This is a genomic window from Paenarthrobacter sp. 4246, from assembly GCF_040546855.1.
Lineage (GTDB): Bacteria > Actinomycetota > Actinomycetes > Actinomycetales > Micrococcaceae > Arthrobacter.
This window is the reverse complement of the sequence record NZ_JBEPOP010000006.1, coordinates 347746-363735: the sequence shown is the minus strand read 5'-3', so window position 1 is coordinate 363735 and position 15990 is coordinate 347746. Positions and strand designations below refer to the sequence as shown.

General features: G+C 63.6%; 15 protein-coding genes. All 15 read right to left on the bottom strand.

What is annotated here, in order from left to right:
- Window positions 1-37 precede the first annotated feature (37 nt).
- The gene (locus ABIE35_RS14000; protein WP_207595429.1) at window positions 38-298 is read right to left on the bottom strand and encodes a GlsB/YeaQ/YmgE family stress response membrane protein; all 261 of its coding nucleotides are present in this window, start codon (window positions 296-298) and stop codon (window positions 38-40) included.
- A 72-nt stretch (window positions 299-370) separates the two neighbouring features.
- Window positions 371-1309, bottom strand: a complete 939-nt coding sequence (locus ABIE35_RS13995) for a serine/threonine-protein kinase (protein ID WP_354515753.1) — start codon at window positions 1307-1309, stop codon at window positions 371-373.
- Complete coding sequence (locus tag ABIE35_RS13990) at window positions 1306-1707, bottom strand: hypothetical protein (protein ID WP_354515751.1); 402 nt, start codon at window positions 1705-1707, stop codon at window positions 1306-1308. Before ABIE35_RS13990 ends, ABIE35_RS13995 begins: the two co-directional genes overlap by 4 nt.
- 79 nt (window positions 1708-1786) lie before the next feature.
- Window positions 1787-2308, bottom strand: coding sequence for a MarR family winged helix-turn-helix transcriptional regulator (locus ABIE35_RS13985; RefSeq protein ID WP_354515749.1), 522 nt, complete (start codon window positions 2306-2308; stop codon window positions 1787-1789).
- Window positions 2309-2373: 65 nt separating this feature from the next.
- A complete protein-coding gene (locus ABIE35_RS13980; protein ID WP_354515747.1) occupies window positions 2374-3438 on the bottom strand; it encodes an FUSC family protein in 1065 nt (354 codons plus the stop codon).
- A gap of 160 nt (window positions 3439-3598) precedes the next feature.
- Window positions 3599-4870: a hypothetical protein gene (locus ABIE35_RS13975; RefSeq protein ID WP_354515745.1), complete on the bottom strand. Its 1272-nt coding sequence runs from the start codon at window positions 4868-4870 to the stop codon at window positions 3599-3601.
- Entirely contained in the window at window positions 4867-5379 is a 513-nt protein-coding gene (locus ABIE35_RS13970; protein ID WP_354515743.1) for a hypothetical protein, read from the bottom strand. Before ABIE35_RS13970 ends, ABIE35_RS13975 begins: the two co-directional genes overlap by 4 nt.
- 1 nt (window position 5380) lies before the next feature.
- Complete coding sequence (locus tag ABIE35_RS13965; RefSeq protein ID WP_354515741.1) at window positions 5381-6217, bottom strand: COG1470 family protein; 837 nt, start codon at window positions 6215-6217, stop codon at window positions 5381-5383.
- Window positions 6218-6303: 86 nt separating this feature from the next.
- Window positions 6304-6759, bottom strand: a complete 456-nt coding sequence (locus ABIE35_RS13960; RefSeq protein ID WP_354515739.1) for a hypothetical protein — start codon at window positions 6757-6759, stop codon at window positions 6304-6306.
- A gap of 501 nt (window positions 6760-7260) precedes the next feature.
- On the bottom strand, window positions 7261-8268 hold the full coding sequence (lipA, locus tag ABIE35_RS13955; protein WP_011774451.1) for a lipoyl synthase: 1008 nt from the start codon (window positions 8266-8268) through the stop codon (window positions 7261-7263).
- A 111-nt stretch (window positions 8269-8379) separates the two neighbouring features.
- Window positions 8380-9792 carry an L-serine ammonia-lyase gene (locus ABIE35_RS13950; RefSeq protein ID WP_354515737.1) on the bottom strand — a complete coding sequence of 471 codons (1413 nt, stop codon included), beginning with the start codon at window positions 9790-9792 and terminating at the stop codon, window positions 8380-8382.
- Window positions 9793-10175: 383 nt separating this feature from the next.
- On the bottom strand, window positions 10176-11495 hold the full coding sequence (gene glyA / locus ABIE35_RS13945; protein WP_354515735.1) for a serine hydroxymethyltransferase: 1320 nt from the start codon (window positions 11493-11495) through the stop codon (window positions 10176-10178).
- Window positions 11492-11875: a glycine cleavage system protein GcvH gene (gcvH, locus tag ABIE35_RS13940; RefSeq protein ID WP_089596855.1), complete on the bottom strand. Its 384-nt coding sequence runs from the start codon at window positions 11873-11875 to the stop codon at window positions 11492-11494. The genes glyA and gcvH overlap by 4 nt, the downstream gene beginning before the upstream one ends.
- A gap of 53 nt (window positions 11876-11928) precedes the next feature.
- Complete coding sequence (gcvT, locus tag ABIE35_RS13935) at window positions 11929-13077, bottom strand: glycine cleavage system aminomethyltransferase GcvT (RefSeq protein ID WP_337340041.1); 1149 nt, start codon at window positions 13075-13077, stop codon at window positions 11929-11931.
- 11 nt (window positions 13078-13088) lie between these two features.
- Window positions 13089-15941, bottom strand: a complete 2853-nt coding sequence (gene gcvP, locus ABIE35_RS13930; RefSeq protein WP_354515732.1) for an aminomethyl-transferring glycine dehydrogenase — start codon at window positions 15939-15941, stop codon at window positions 13089-13091.
- Window positions 15942-15990: the final 49 nt, after the last annotated feature.

The following is a 15990-nucleotide window of genomic DNA, read 5'->3' as shown; positions in this document are numbered from 1 at the left end:
GGCGGTGCGGCTTTCAGGCGCCTGGGCCTTCTTGCGCTTAGGCCTTCTTGCGGGTGAGCAGTCCCCAGATGATGAGGACCAACAGAGCGCCGCCGATGGCGAGCAGCCACGTGGAGAGCGACCAGAACTCGTTGATACCCACGTTGAAGAGCGCGCTGCCGATCCATCCACCCAGGACGGCGCCGACGATGCCGAGCAACAGCGTAGCGATCCAGCCGCCGCCCTGCTTGCCAGGCTTAATGGCCTTGGCGATGGCTCCAGCAATCAAACCCAAAACGATCCAACCAATGATTCCCATTTTTCATCTCTCTTTCATAAGTAGGACCCAGTTCGGCATAAGGACGCATGCCGCTATCGACCTGATTGTTGGCTACCAGCTGAGCCGTCGGAGCATGCCGACGGTTTGGCTGGCAGACGGCCTGCCGGCAGGATCGGGGTCTGTCATGGCATGAAGCACCATGGACCAGCGCCGCCGAACCGTGCCGGGAATTCGGGGTTCCCCAAGAGTCCTTGCCACCATTGACTCGAGGGGAGGGCCTGGGAACGCTTTGGTTCCGGTCAGGCATTCAAGTGCCACCAAGCCCAGCGAGTAGATATCGCTGGCCGACGTAGACGTACCACCGCATACCTCTTCGGGACTCAAGTAATGAGGTGTTCCCGACGACGATTTGGGCGCCGAATGACGCCCGTCGATGGCTATCCCAAAGTCGGTCAACTTTGCGATTCCAGGACCATCCGGGTCCGCGCGGAAATCCACCAGGATATTGCCCGGCTTGATGTCGTTGTGGACGATCCCCCGGCGATGAAGATGCGTCAGCGCCTTGGCGATTCCGCTCATCCACGCCACCGTCTGCGCCGGGGAGGCCGGGTGCTCGTGGAGGATGGACCGGAGGTCGTTGCCGTCCATCAGATCCATCACCAGATAATTGCGGCTTCGCTGGGAGTCCGCGTCCGCCGTCGTACCCGAACCGAGCACTGCGACGATGTTCTGGTGGCGAAGCCTGCTATGGATGTCCACCTCGCGCCGGAAGGGCGAGTCCTTGGCGGGGTCCGATGTGCCGGGGCTGGATGTAGAGGGATCCGTTGCCCGGAAGATCTTCACGGCCACGTGCTTTCCTGTGCGGAGGTCGAGGGCTTCATTGACGTAGGCTTCCGAGCCGCCGCCCAGCCGACCGCCGAGACGGTACCGTCCACCGAGCACTACTGCACCTGGCTGGACCGTGCTTGGCTTCACCGCACCTGGCTGGGCCATGCTTGAACACCCGGCCCCGCGATCAGCGCGGACGGCCGTAACGTCAAGCGTGGTCACGCCAAGAGTGTTTCGATCTCGGCGGCCGGAACACCGGCCACCTCCGCGAGCGCCTGGGGGTTGACTCCGGCGTCAACGGCCTTCCTGAAGGCCAAGGCAAGAGTGTTCTGGGAGATAGCGAGTTCATGCTGGAGACTCTGGCGGCGAAGCGCAGCGATCCAGACACCACTCACCGGGTCAATGGCGTCAATGTCCATGCGGAAGCCGCACCCGCAGGCCCACTCCGGCCAGATGGGCTCTACCGAGACCCACTTCATGGCGTCATAGGATGGCCCGGCGGAGATGGCCATGTGCGACCCGCAATGCACCGGTCCCACAGGAATTACCTGTTCCGTGACAACGTGCACGTCATTCTCAGCCACCGGTGTGGAACTTGGTTCACGCAGTGCGACTGTCATCGTCTTCCCACACATTCACTAGTAAGTAGCTTGGCTATCTAGTTATATGTGTACTTATCAGTTATGTCCAGCCGGGACGTCAGGGAGTTGCGACGCTGTCAATGGCTGCGCGCATACGCCGGAGGAACTCCACCACCACGGCGGCGTCTTCTGCGCTCAGGGTTTCGGCGGCCTCCATCATCCGCGAATGCATGTCCCCCAAGGTGCTGCGAACCTCTTGGTCGGAGCCCGGGGTGGGTCGCAGAATGAGGGCCCGCCGATCGGTAGGATGCGGTTCCCGGCTCACGTAGCCGGACCTGACCAGGCGGTCCACCAGGGAGGTCATGGACGCCGACGTCACACCAAGACGGACCGCCAACTCCTTGGGCCCCACATCGCGACCAGCCCGCTCGGCTTCAAGAAGGTAGCGCAAGGCCACAAGATCGGTTTCGCCCATTCCCATGGAGGCGCGCGTTCGGCGGCGCATATCAGCCTCGGCGGAGCGATAGTCCCTGAGCGCATTCAGGACGTCCACTGCGCCCATCTGCTTACGGCTCTCCAGCCCGTACCAATAGCCCTGACGTTCACTTTTGTCGATCATCACCAGTCCTTTGGTAGACATGTATCTCGCTTGTCTAACCAATCGATCCTAGGCGATAACTCCCCGTACCGCTGACATCCACCCGCTCAGGCAGTGGACAGACCCCCGCGCACCCGCCGCCAAACCGCCGGGGCCACCACCACTGCGACGCCGACGGCGGCACCAATGACTGTCTCGATGATGCGGTCCCGGAGGAGCAAAGCAGGATCGACCGGCGCCGCCAACAATGTGGCAATCAACGCCAGCGGAGTTACGAACACCTGCGCCACCAGATACTGCCGGGCGATGAACATTTCCGCGCCGAACTGGCACGCCGCGATCACCAGGACCATGGCCCAAGGCGCCGGGTTGAACCACAGGATGCCGGCCAGCAACACCAGCCCGATTACCGTTCCGGCGATCCTTTGGATGCCGCGGCTCACCCGGTGGCGCGTCGAATGGCCCACCAGCGGAACCACGGCCGCAACCATCGCCCAGTAGGTGTGCCCGAACCCGAGCCGCTCCCCCACCAGCGTCGCGATGGTCCCCGCAAGGCCCGCAGCAACCAGGTAACCGCCGCCTTCCAGCCAGATCGCCCGGCGCTCGGCGTCGGTGTGACGGATGGGAGGCGGCCGTTTCCACGGTGTCCGATGGCTCTTGACGACACGGGACGACATGCCAATCAGCAGGCAGAAACCAGTGGTGAGAAGCGAGACCAGCATCGCTTCCCACAGAGGCGGTTGGGCGGCGATGGACGCGATGGCGGCAAACGCAAAGATGTGAAAGAGCGAACCACCCGGACGGAGCCTCCAGGCAGCCACCACCACGGAGCAGACACCGGCCACTACGGTGGTCGTGGCGGTCAGAAGCCACGAATATGCGGCACCTTCCAGCCCGGAGCTCTGCGCAAAGCGGGCCATGAGAGTGGCCAGGAGAATGATGAAAAGCATGAAGCCGCCGGCACGCAACTGGCTGCGAAAACGGATGCTGTGCGGCTCGTTGCGGCCATAAATTCCGGTGAAGGCTCCGAACGAGGCAAACACTGCCAGGTCCATGCGTCCGATCAGCGTCAACGTGATCAGCGGAACAAACACACCTACAGCGCAGCGGAGGGCGGGATGATGGTCCTTGTTTCCAGGACCCATCGTGAACATTTCCGCTACAGCCTTCAAGGGGGCGGCTCGCCTTTCGTCGCAGGATCAAACGTACGACGACGGCGCTGGCGTCCGCTTCAAGGTTACGCTCCGAGCACTGGACTACTTGGAGTTTTTGTACACATAGTGCCCCGAATCACGCGTCATCGGGGCACTATGTGTACAAAAAACTCCAGGGTCAGAAGCGGGATGCTGCGAGGCTGTTGACCTGCATCGTGGAGAGCTCGTTGCCGGCGAGGTCAGTCACTCCGGCTGCCGGAGCGTAGCCCGGAAGTGGCGTCGGCGTAGCAGCTACCGTCAGCGTCCCGGGGCCTCCCGCCCCCAAGGTGATTGTGAGTGTCTTGGCGCCCGGGTTCCACGTCAGGCTGGAGCCGCTGGTGTTGTTCCCGGCGAAGGTGAGGGCCGTGCCGGTGTAATTCCCACCGAGCGCCACACTGCCAACCCTCAAAGTGGGGCAACCCGCCTGGGACACGGTCAGCACATCGTCTGCGCTGATGTTTACGAGGACCTGGCTGCTGCCGTTTCCGTTCTGGGTTTGGGTTGTGGTGTTGCTGGTCCAGGCACTGCAGATGGTGTTGGCCACCAGCGCCTCGGAGAAGGTGAGCTTCACGGAGTCGGTCTGCTCTACGATGCCCAGGGTTTTTCCTGTGCCGTTGTTCAGCTGAACCGCAGTGACCGTTGGCACCACCACATCCTTGGTGGATGTTGCGGTCCCGGCGGGTCCGGTGTTCCCGGCCGCATCGCTTGCGCGGGCCGAATAGGAGATGGTTCCGTCAGTGAAGGCGGAGAGGTTGAGTGGAGCGGCGGTCCACACGCCGGTGGCAAGGGTGGCGACAGTCTGCGATACCGGCGCTGCACCGGCGCCGGACACCGTGAGGGTCACCGAGGAGTTGGCCTCTGCCGTACCGCTGATGGGAACGCTCCCGACGGTGGACTGGTTGACGTAAGCCGGCGCGGTTACCGCCGGAGCCAGGGGCGCGGTGGTGTCCGTGACAGGTGTGGTGGCAGTGCTGCGTTGGCTCTCGGTTCCTTGCCACAGGGAAAGGGTAGGCGTCACGGTGTAGTACCAGGTTCCGGCCGGCACTCCGGCCTCAACGCAACCCAGTCCAACCACCGTTCCGGCGCATCCATTTGTCGCCGGAACCTTCGTCCCGCCGGTCGCCGAACTGTAGCGGGCAATACTGTAGCCGGTCACGGACCGTCCTGCCGCCGTCGTGCCGGCCGCCCATGACACCGTCACGTTGGCACCGGAGATGGCGGTAGCAGGCCTGGCCCCTTGGGTTACCGTGTCGGCCTTTACTGCGCCCGGCCCGCTGGTGATTGAGCCCCAGAATGCGCTGGCAGCCGGACCTCCCCAGGAGACGAGGAGAATGCCGGCCACGATGATCGCGAGCCTGCTCCGCCAGCCGAACACAGCAGATACAGGACGGTTTTGACGAAGCCGGCTCACTTCCGTACCTCCAGCGTGACAGGAACGGTGAATTGGGCGCCTTGGCAGGCGGAGACCGACGTCGTGCTCATTCCTGCAGCGCCCTGGAGCGTCAGCAGGATGGAGGAGTTCGGCTGGATGATCAGCGGCGGTGAAAGCGGCACGGGAGGCGGTGTGAACGACACTCCTGTTGTGGTGCAACCGGGGTGGGCCGCGTCGGCGGTCACGGGCCCGTTGGCCGCAAAACCATAGACGGTGACGGCGTGCGGGTTGGGGTTCGACGCGCGAAGGAGGACGTCTGCGGTTCCGCCGGGGACCAGGCTGGTCTGGGAAGTGTCGCCCGGGACCAGTGCGTCCACCGTGACGGCCTGCATGGTGCCATTGCTTGCTGAACCGCTGCCTGTTCCCGCAGCCGCCCAGTAGGCATAGGCGGAACCTGCGCCGCCCAGGATGCAGAGGGCCACGGTGGCCACAGCAGTTCGTGCAAGCCGGCCATGAGTGGGGATGCGCGGAGTTGGGACTGTGGTCATGTCAGTTCGCCTGTCCTGTTCCGCTGAACGTCAGCCGGATGGTGGCACCCTTGCACCCATCCTGAAGCTGTGACGTATCCAGCATGGTGATCTGGGGCCGTTTCGGCTCAGGAACCCCCAGCGATGAGAGGGAGCGGCTCCCCGGCGCCACTGTCAGCGGATACGTTCCGGAGTACTGGGCGAGCGTGTAGTCGGCCGGAGTGCACGGCAGGTTGGCCGCCACCGCGGCGGGAGTCCTCACCACCTGGCTGATGGCAACAGTCAGATTGCTCACCGCGATGGCCTTGTTGTTGGGGTTGGAGATCAGCAGGTCCACGGACCGTGTAACTCCCGGAGCGAGCAGCCCGCTGACAGTACCGCTCACATCAAAGGTCCGGTTTACCTCCAGGACGTGCAACTGCGCCTGCGCTGACGACTGGAGAGTTCCGGCCGTCCCCTTCACGGTGAAGTTGGTCTTTCCAGCCGGGGTGGCGGGCGCCGTGGTGATGGTCAACGCCACCTGGGCGGTGCCTCCGGACGTCAACACCACCGACGACGGCGACCATGCAGCTGCCGCTCCTGCCGGCAGACCTGTGACGGCGAACGTCACCGGCCCCGTAAAACCTCCCGCGGATGCTGCGGACACCGTGTACGTGGCTGATTGACCCTGATTAACCGTGCGGCTTGAAGGCGACAACGTCACGGTGATTCCTTTGGTGACCTTGGCCTGACCGCCCTGTGCACCGCTTGCGGCAAGTGCCCCAACGGGCACCAATGCCACTACCAACGCCAGGAGCAGCGCGCGTAGTGGTATCGCGACTCGGTGCAATGGCGCGGTGCGCTCTGGGCGGGGGTCCATGGAAGCTCTTTTCGGACGTATTCGGTGCTGGGCAGAAGGATCAGCCGGGGATCACCACTCGCAGGATGATCCCCGGCAGGCCGGTGCTACAGGCTTGAGACGTTGACCGTCACGATTGCCGACTTGCAGGCGTCCTGGTTCTCGGTGGTGCTGTCATTGAACTTCAGGACGCCGCTGCCCACTGAGGTTCCGGTGGAACCGGCCGCCACAGGGCTGCTGCTGGTCACCGCGGTGACCTCGAACCAAGCCGGAAGACAACCGGCCACGTTGGTGGTCACATTCGCGGAGAGGGCGCCCACCACCGTGCTGGAGGTGGTCGAGTTATCGGCCGTGTAGGCCACATCGACCTGGTTGCCTGGTGCGAGCCCAGCGGCGAACGTGGCGTGGAGCGTCACCGTTCCGCCGCCGGACGCGTTGGTGGCTGAGCCGTTGCCCGAGCCCGTGGTGGTCCAGTAGGCATAGGCAGCCCCGCCGCCGACGGCTACCAGTGCCACGCCAGCGACAGCAGCGGTGATCCGGCTCTTCTTGGAAAGCTTGCGCATGATAAGACTCCTTGGTTTTTCTATGTCCCGGGGAGCCGCATCGCAACCCCCAGCATCCGAACGTTGTTGTCGAATGAAGCGATGCCCCCATGTTTCTGTGCGCCAGGCTTCCGTGGCTACCCTTTGCTGTACGCCTCTTTTAAGCCCGAACGAGGGGTCAGAAATACGCTCATACCGCATGCAAGTACTCAGGTTCTGGCGGCGGACTACTTGGATGGGCGCCGCTGAATGCAGTCAGGGCCGGGCGGTGGGTACTCAGTTTCAGTCAACGCGACCGGGGCGCCGTCCGCTGGCTTTGCGATCCTCCGCAGCACGCAGCCCCACCTGACTGCGCGAACATTGTGCCCGTCTTGAGCAAAAACTGCGCTGGTGTTCGAGTGCTGGGGTTTATGACTTAACCCCCGACGGCGGTCGGTCGCCTCTTGGAGGGGACCGACCGCCGTCGGGCTATGCCGTTGGTGGGGATGATTTCAACGCCGTGAGGTGTCCTTGTGTGGGGGCTTAGCCGTGGGCGGCGAGGATGGTGGAGGCTTCCTGGCGGGTGGTGCCGGAGGACTCGATGTGGGCCAGGGCGGCCGGGATCTCCCAGCCCTTCTTCCGCATGGCGGTGGCCCAGAGGCGCCCGGCCCGGTACGAGGACCGCACCAACGGACCCGACATCACACCAAGGAACCCGATCTCCTCGGCCTCGTGCTGGAGGTCCACGAACTCCTGCGGCTTGACCCACCGGTCCACCGGCAAGTGCCGCTCGGACGGGCGCAGGTACTGGGTGATCGTGATCAAATCACACCCGGCCGCATGCAGATCCCGCAGCGCCTCGGAGATTTCTTCCCGGGTCTCGCCCATGCCCAGGATCAGGTTGGACTTGGTCACCATGCCCAAATCCCGGCCCTGCGTGATGACATCCAGGGACCGCTCGTACCGAAACGCCGGACGGATCCGCTTGAAAATCCTCGGCACGGTCTCCACGTTGTGCGCGAACACCTCGGGCTTGGAATCACAGATCGCCGCAATGTGCTCGGGCTTGCCGGAGAAATCAGGGATCAACAACTCCACCCCGGTGCCCGGGTTCAGTTCATGGATCTTCCGCACCGTTTCGGCGTACAACCACACACCCTCATCGGCCAGGTCATCACGGGCCACCCCGGTCACCGTGGCGTACCGCAACTGCATGGCCTGGACGCTCCGCGCCACTTTGGTGGGTTCGAACATGTCCACCGGGGACGGCTTACCGGTATCGATCTGGCAGAAATCACAGCGCCGGGTGCACTCTGACCCGCCGATCAGGAATGTCGCTTCCTTGTCTTCCCAGCACTCAAAAATGTTCGGGCATCCGGCCTCTTCACAGACCGTGTGCAGGCCTTCCTTCTTCACCAGATTCTTGAGCTGGACGAACTCCGGACCCATCTGGACCTTGGCCTTGATCCACTCGGGCTTGCGTTCAACCGGGACCGCCGAGTTACGCTGCTCAACGCGCAGCAACTTACGGCCTTCAGGGGCGAGTGTCATGACGTTCCTTCGAGTTGATCTCTAAATTCTTGCGTTGCGGGGCCTGTTCTGCGCCCTTCGGCTTCGGCATGGGGCGCAGAGCGGGCCCCACAACGCGTTGGGTTTTGGGTTTCAGCATTCGACGACGTTGACGGCGAGGCCGCCCATCGCTGTTTCTTTGTACTTATGGGACATGTCCTTGCCCGTTTCCCGCATGGTCACAATGACCTCATCCAACGAGACCCGGTGTGTTCCGTCGCCCCAGAGCGCCATCTTCGCCGCGTTGATCGCCTTCGCCGCAGCAATCGCGTTCCGCTCAATACACGGAATCTGCACCAACCCACCGATCGGATCACACGTCAGCCCCAGGTTATGTTCCATCGCGATCTCCGCAGCATTCTCCACCTGCCCCGGCGTACCACCCATCACCTCAGCCAACCCGGCAGCAGCCATCGACGACGCCGACCCCACCTCACCCTGACAGCCCACCTCAGCACCCGAAATGGACGCCTGCTCCTTATACAACACACCCACAGCACCGGCAGCGAGCAAGAACTTCACCACCACATCATCCCGATCCTGCTGCGTGGCCTGGTCCATGCCCGGGGCGTAATTCAACGCGTAATACAACACCGCCGGAATGATCCCCGCAGCACCATTCGTCGGCGCCGTCACCACACGCCCACCGGACGCGTTCTCCTCATTGACCGCCAACGCGATCAGGTTCACCCACTCCTGCCAATACTTCGGATCGTTCCGGTCCTTGTCCTCCTTCAACAACCGCTCCAACCAATCAGGAGCACGACGACGGACCCGCAACCCACCCGGCAACACACCCTCACGCTTCAAACTGGTTTCAACGCAGGCCTCCATCACGGACCAGATATGCAGCAAACCCTCCCGGATCTCCTCCTCCGACCGGGACGCCCGCTCATTGATGAACATGATGTCGCTGATCCCCAAACCCTTCGACGAACAACGCCCCATCAACTCCGCCGCCGTCCTAAAAGGCAACGGCAACTCCGCCTTCGACTCCTCCAACTCTTCCTGGGCCGCGTCTTCCTCACCCTCACGGACAATAAACCCGCCACCGACCGAGAAGAACGTCGCCTCCCGCAGAACATTCCCCCCAGCATCGGACACAGCGAACTTCATCCCATTCGTATGCCGCGGCAACACCGTCAACGGATGCAGAATCATGTCCTCCACCGCGTACGGCACCTCCACACCCTCACCGAAGGCACCAGCCAGGTTCAGCACACCCGTCTCAGCAATCGAGGCCAAACGCTCCTCCACCTGATCAGGCAGGATTTCCGCGGGATCATAGCCCTCAAGTCCGAGCAACGTCGCCGTCATGGTCCCATGCCCACGACCCGTCGCAGCCAACGACCCATACAGGTCAACCCGCAACGACGCCACTGAATCCAGGACACCAGCGTCCCGCAACTCGCCGGCAAACACCGCCCCCGCACGCATCGGCCCCACAGTATGAGAGCTCGAAGGCCCAATGCCTACAGAGAACAGATCGAAGACCCCAACGGCCATGGCTATTTCCTCACTAAGTAAAACGACATTGAACCCGCCCCGCCCCCAACAAACGGAACGGACCCCAAACCCCCCTTCGCCGATTCGGGGCTTCGCTGCAAACCCGCCGTACCCACGGCACGTCCCGCAGCAACCCCGAATCGGACGGAACACCAACACATTCCCCAACCAACCCGACGCCCGAAGAACACCCCCGGCAGCTGGACCTGTTTCTCAAACAAGCGAACCCGAGTCCGGTCCTGAGACGGCGATCAGGCATGCGGCCCTCATGGGCCTGAGGTCCGGCAGCGGGCGTCCAAGGGAGCATCGCATCCGCTCAGCGGGTGCCTATGCGACCGAGCCCGCCGAGGACTTCAGGCCCATCGGCCAACGCAACCGAGCGACTAGCTCAGGTTCGCAACTCCCGGGTACAGCGGGTGCGCCTTCGCAAGAACATCAACACGGTGACGCAACCCGGAAAGGTCCGCGTCGGCGTCGGCGATCAATGCCTCGGCGATGATGTCAGCCACCTCGCGGAAGGCTGCTTCGCCGAAACCGCGCGTGGCCAACGCCGGGGTGCCGATGCGCAGCCCGGAGGTGACCATGGGCGGGCGGGGGTCGAACGGGACAGCATTGCGGTTGACGGTGATGTCGATCGTGGCAAGGCGGTCTTCGGCTTGCTGGCCGTCGAGTTCGCAGTCGCGGAGATCGACCAGGACCAGGTGCACGTCCGTTCCGCCGGAGACGACGCTGATGCCCTTGGCGGCGACGTCGGGCTGGACCAGTCGCTCGGCGAGGATGCGGGCACCGGCGAGAACGCGTTCCTGACGCTCACGGAACTCCTCCGACGCGGCGATCTTGAACGCCACAGCCTTGCCGGCAATGACGTGCTCCAGCGGTCCGCCCTGCTGGCCCGGGAACACAGCCGAATTGATCTTCTTGGCGATGTCGGCGTCGTTGGAGAGGATGATGCCGCCGCGCGGACCGGCGAGGGTCTTGTGCGTGGTGGACGTGGTGACGTGGGCGTGCGGGACCGGCGAGGGGTGCAGTCCCGCAGCTACGAGACCTGCGAAGTGGGCCATGTCCACCATGAGGTAGGCGCCCACCAGGTCTGCAATGCGGCGGAACTCGGCGAAGTCCAGCTGCCGCGCATAAGCGGACCAGCCAGCCACGATCAGTGCCGGTTTGTGCTCCTGTGCCAAGCGCTCAACCTCGGCCATGTCCACGGTGTGGGTGTCCTCGCGAACACCGTAGGGGACCACGTTGTACAGCTTGCCGGAGAAGTTGATGCGCATGCCGTGGGTCAGGTGGCCGCCGTGTGCCAGGTTCAGTCCCATGATGGTGTCGCCCGGCTTGATGAGCGCGTGCATCACCGAGGCGTTGGCCTGGGCACCTGAGTGTGGCTGGACGTTCGCGTACTCAGCACCGAACAGGGCCTTGATGCGGTCAATGGCGAGCTGCTCGATCACATCGACGTGCTCGCAGCCGCCGTAGTAGCGCTTGCCCGGGTAGCCCTCGGCGTACTTGTTGGTCAGCACCGAACCCTGTGCCTGCATTACCGCGACGGCGGTGTGGTTTTCGGAGGCGATCATTTCCAGGCCGTCGCGCTGGCGACCCAGTTCGTCGTCGATCTTCGCAGCGATCTCAGGATCCAGCTCGGACAGCTGGGCGTCCAACGACGCCGACACCACTTGCTGGTACTCAGTTACAGATACCGGGTTCACAGTTCTCCACCGTTCGTTGCAGCGTATTCTTCGGCCGACATGAGCGGCCCTTCCTCCGTGGCGGCCACCTTGAACAGCCAGCCGGCCCCGTAAGGATCGTTGTTGATGAGCGCAGGATCGCTGACCACGGCGTCGTTGATCTCGGTCACCTCCCCCGTCACGGGCGAGTACAAGTCAGAGACCGACTTGGTCGACTCCACTTCGCCACAAGTCTCACCTGCAGTGACGGTCGAACCAACCTCGGGCAGGTCGACGTACACAATGTCGCCCAAGGCATCAGCGGCAACCGCGGAAATCCCGATCCCCACAGGCCCGTCACCATCAGCGGCAACCCACTCGTGCTCAGCCGAGTACTTCAACTCGGCAACTACCTTGCTCATAAGATTCCTTCTCTCACTAACTGAAAACTTTTCAAGATCACCCGCTGTAGGGGCTACTTCCGACGCTTGTAGAACGGCAGCGCCACTACTTCGAAGGGCTCAGCCTTCCCGCGCAGGTCCACCTCGACCGTCGTGCCCGGCTCTGAATGCTCGACGTCGACATACGCCATCGCTACCGGGTAACCGAGCGTGGGGCTCGGTTGGCCGGAGGTGACTTCGCCGATGAGCGAGCCGTCTTTGAGGACCGAGTAGTGTCCGCGGGCGGCGCGGCGGCCGGTACCTTTGAGACCGACCAGCTTCTGGCCGATGGTGGATCCGACCCCGGCTGCCTTGATCGACGTCAGTGCTTCCCGACCAACGAAGTCGCTTTCCTTAGCTAAGGAAACTACCGGGCCGAGGCCTGCGGCGTAGGCATTGACGTGGATGGAGAGCTCGTTGCCGTAGAGCGGCATTCCGGCCTCCAAACGCAGTGAGTCGCGGGCTGCGAGGCCTGCCGGGATGAGGCCGTGGCCTTCGCCGGCTTCGAGCAATGCTTCCCAGAGGCCCGGGGCGTCGAGGTTCGGGACGTAGATCTCGAAGCCGTCTTCGCCGGTGTATCCGGTGCGGGCGAGCAGCAGGTCCTGGGTGCCGCCGTCGAACGTCAGTCCAACCTCAACCGCAGCGTAGTACTTCAGATCGGTGACCAGCGCGTGCTGATCGGTGGGAACCAGGGTCAGCAGGATGGCTTCGGCGTTCGGGCCCTGCACCGCGATCAGTGACGTCTCGGCAGAAACGTCCTCAACGACGACGTCGAAACCGGCCGCGCGCTTCAGCAGCGCCGCGGCGACCACCTTGGCGTTGCCCGCATTGGGGACCACCAGGTACTTGTCCACGCCGTCCTCAGGAGAGGGTCGACGGTAGGTAATGAGGTCGTCGATGATGCCGCCGTCGGTGTTGCAGATCAGCGAGTACTTCGCTTTGCCCACGGCGATCGCGGACAGCTTGCCTACCAGCGCGTAATCCAGGAAGGCCGCAGCGTCCGGGCCGGACACCCAGACTTCACCCATGTGGGAGAGGTCGAACAAGCCCGCGGACTTGCGAACGGCGTGGTGCTCGGCGAGCTCGGACTCGTACTTCAGGGGCATCTGCCAGCCGCCGAAATCGGTGAAGGAAGCGCCGGCCTTTTTGTGCTGTTCGTACAGAGCCGTGTAGTTCTCAGACATGTGGGGAGTCCTTAGTTTTCGAAGTCCGTGAGCGGAGGGCAGGAGCACACCAGGTTGCGGTCACCGGCGGCGCCGTCGATCCTGCCGACCGGCGGGAAGTACTTGTCCTGCTTCAGGTGAGGGACGGGGAACGCTGCCTGCTCACGCGGGTACTCACGTTCCCAGGCGGAATTCACGACGGCGGCAGCCGTGTGCGGCGCGTTGCGCAGCGGCGACTTCTCAACAGTGAAATCACCGCTGGCCACCTGCTCGATTTCGGCGCGGATGGTGATCATGGCTTCGATGAACCGGTCGATTTCGGCCAGGTCCTCGGACTCCGTCGGCTCCACCATCAACGTGCCGGCAACCGGGAACGCCAGGGTGGGGGCGTGGAAGCCGAAGTCGATCAGGCGCTTGGCCACGTCTTCGGCCGTGACACCCGTGCGGGAGGTCAGTTCGCGGAGGTCCAGGATGCACTCGTGCGCCACGAGCCCGCCCTCGCCCGTGTAAAGGATGGGGAAGTGCTCATCCAGGCGGGAGGCAACATAGTTGGCTGCAAGAAGCGCCGACTTGGTAGCTTCCGTCAGACCCTGCCCACCCATGAGCTTCACGTACGCCCAGGAAATCGGCAGCACACCGGCCGAGCCGTAACGTGAGGCGGAGATCGCGACACCATGACCAGGTTCGTGCGCCGCTTTGTTCGCGTCGCCCGGCATGAAGGGAGCCAGATGCGCCTTCGCAGCAACCGGACCAACACCCGGTCCGCCGCCACCGTGCGGGATGCAGAAGGTCTTGTGCAGGTTCAGGTGTGAAACGTCGCCGCCGAACTTGCCCGGCTGGGCCAGGCCAACCAGCGCGTTGAGGTTGGCTCCGTCAACATAGACCTGGCCGCCGGCTGCGTGGATCGCGTCGCACACCTCGCGGACGTCGGCGTCGTACACACCGTGCGTGGACGGGTAGGTGATCATGATGCAGGACAGGACGTCCTTGTTGGCTTCAATCTTGGCCGTCAGATCCGCGTGATCAATGGTGCCGTCAGCAGCCGTGGCCACCACCACTACCTTCATGCCGGCCAGCACAGCAGACGCTGCATTGGTGCCGTGGGCCGACGCCGGGATCAGGCAGACAGTGCGCTGCTCATCACCGCGGGACAGGTGGTAGCCGCGAATCGCCAGCAGACCGGCGAGTTCACCCTGGGAACCGGCGTTCGGCTGGATGGAGACCTGGTCATAGCCCGTGATCTCCGTCAGATCAGCTTCAAGATCCCCGATCAGTTCGCGCCAACCCGCCGTCTGGTGGTCCGGAGCGAACGGGTGGATCGAGGCGAACTCCGGCCAGGAAATGGCTTCCATCTCAGCCGTGGCGTTCAGCTTCATGGTGCAGGAACCCAGCGGGATCATGGTGCGATCCAATGCGAGGTCCCGGTCGGACAGCTTGCGGATATAGCGCAACAGCTGCGTCTCGGAACGGTGCGTGTTGAACACCGGGTGCTGCAGGAAATCACTCGTTCGGACCACGTCCGCGGGCAACTCGAATCCGGAGGCGTCCCCTACCGGACCGGCTCCAAAGGCGACGGCCACCGCAGAGAGGACCTCCGGCGTCGTGGTTTCATCAACGGAGACACCAACGGTGTCGGCGTCGATGAGGCGCAGGTTGATGCCGCGGGCTTCAGCGGCGGCAATGACCTTGTCAGCCTTGCCGGGGACGCGGACCGTGAGCGTGTCGAAGAAGGCGTCGGCCACGAGTTCGCGGCCGGCCTTCTGCAGCGCGGTGGCAAGCGTACGGGCATGGCCGTGGACAGTTTCGGCGATCGCTTTCAGGCCCTCAGGGCCGTGGTACACCGCGTACATCGAGGCGACAATGGCGAGCAATGCCTGCGCCGTGCAGATGTTGGACGTGGCCTTTTCGCGGCGGATGTGCTGCTCGCGGGTCTGGAGTGCCAAGCGGTACGCAGGGACGCCGGCGTTGTCTTTGGAAACACCAACGATGCGGCCGGGAAGTGTACGTTCCATGCCTTCGCGAACGGCCATGTAAGCGGCGTGCGGGCCGCCAAAGAACAGCGGGACACCGAAGCGCTGCGCAGTTCCGACGGCGATGTCCGCACCTTGCTCGCCCGGGGGCGTGATGAGGGTGAGCGCCAGCAAATCCGCGGCGACCGTGACCAGCGCACCGCGTTCCTTGGCCTCGGCGATCACACCGGAGTGATCGAACACGCGGCCCGAGACCCCGGGTTGCTGCAAGACGATGCCGTTGATGTCGCCGTCGGGAAGGCCGGAGCTGAGGTCGGTGATCTCAACTTCGAAACCCAGCGCCTCGGCCCGGCCCTTCACAATGGCGATGGTCTGCGGCAGGAGATCAGCGTCCAGGACAGTCTTGCCGTCCTTGGCAGTCTTGGACTTGTTGGCGCGGCGCATCAGCAGTACAGCCTCGGCCACGGCGGTGGCTTCATCCAGCAGCGAGGCGTTGGCTACGGGAAGTCCGGTGAGGTCCTGCACCATGGTCTGGAAGTTGAGCAGCGCTTCGAGGCGGCCCTGCGAAATTTCCGGCTGGTACGGCGTGTAGGCCGTGTACCAAGCGGGAGCTTCCAGGATGTTGCGGCGGATCACCGGGGGCGTCACGGTGTCGTAGTAGCCCTGGCCGATCATCTGGACAGCGGTTTTGTTCTTGGAAGCCAGTTTGCGCAACTCGGCGAGGACCTGGACTTCAGTGAGGGCGTCCTGCAACTTCAGGGCGGTGTCCTGGCGGATGGAATCGGGGACCGCGACGTCTACCAGGCCGTCGACAGAGTCGTAGCCGATGGCCTTGAGCATGGTGTCAACGTCGGCTTGGCGGCGGGCGCCGATGTGCCGGTCCGCGAAGGCGGTGGGGGTTGATTGAACAGTCAAGAGGAACTCCATGATTCAGGCGCCCAGTGAGCGCCACGATGATGTGGGG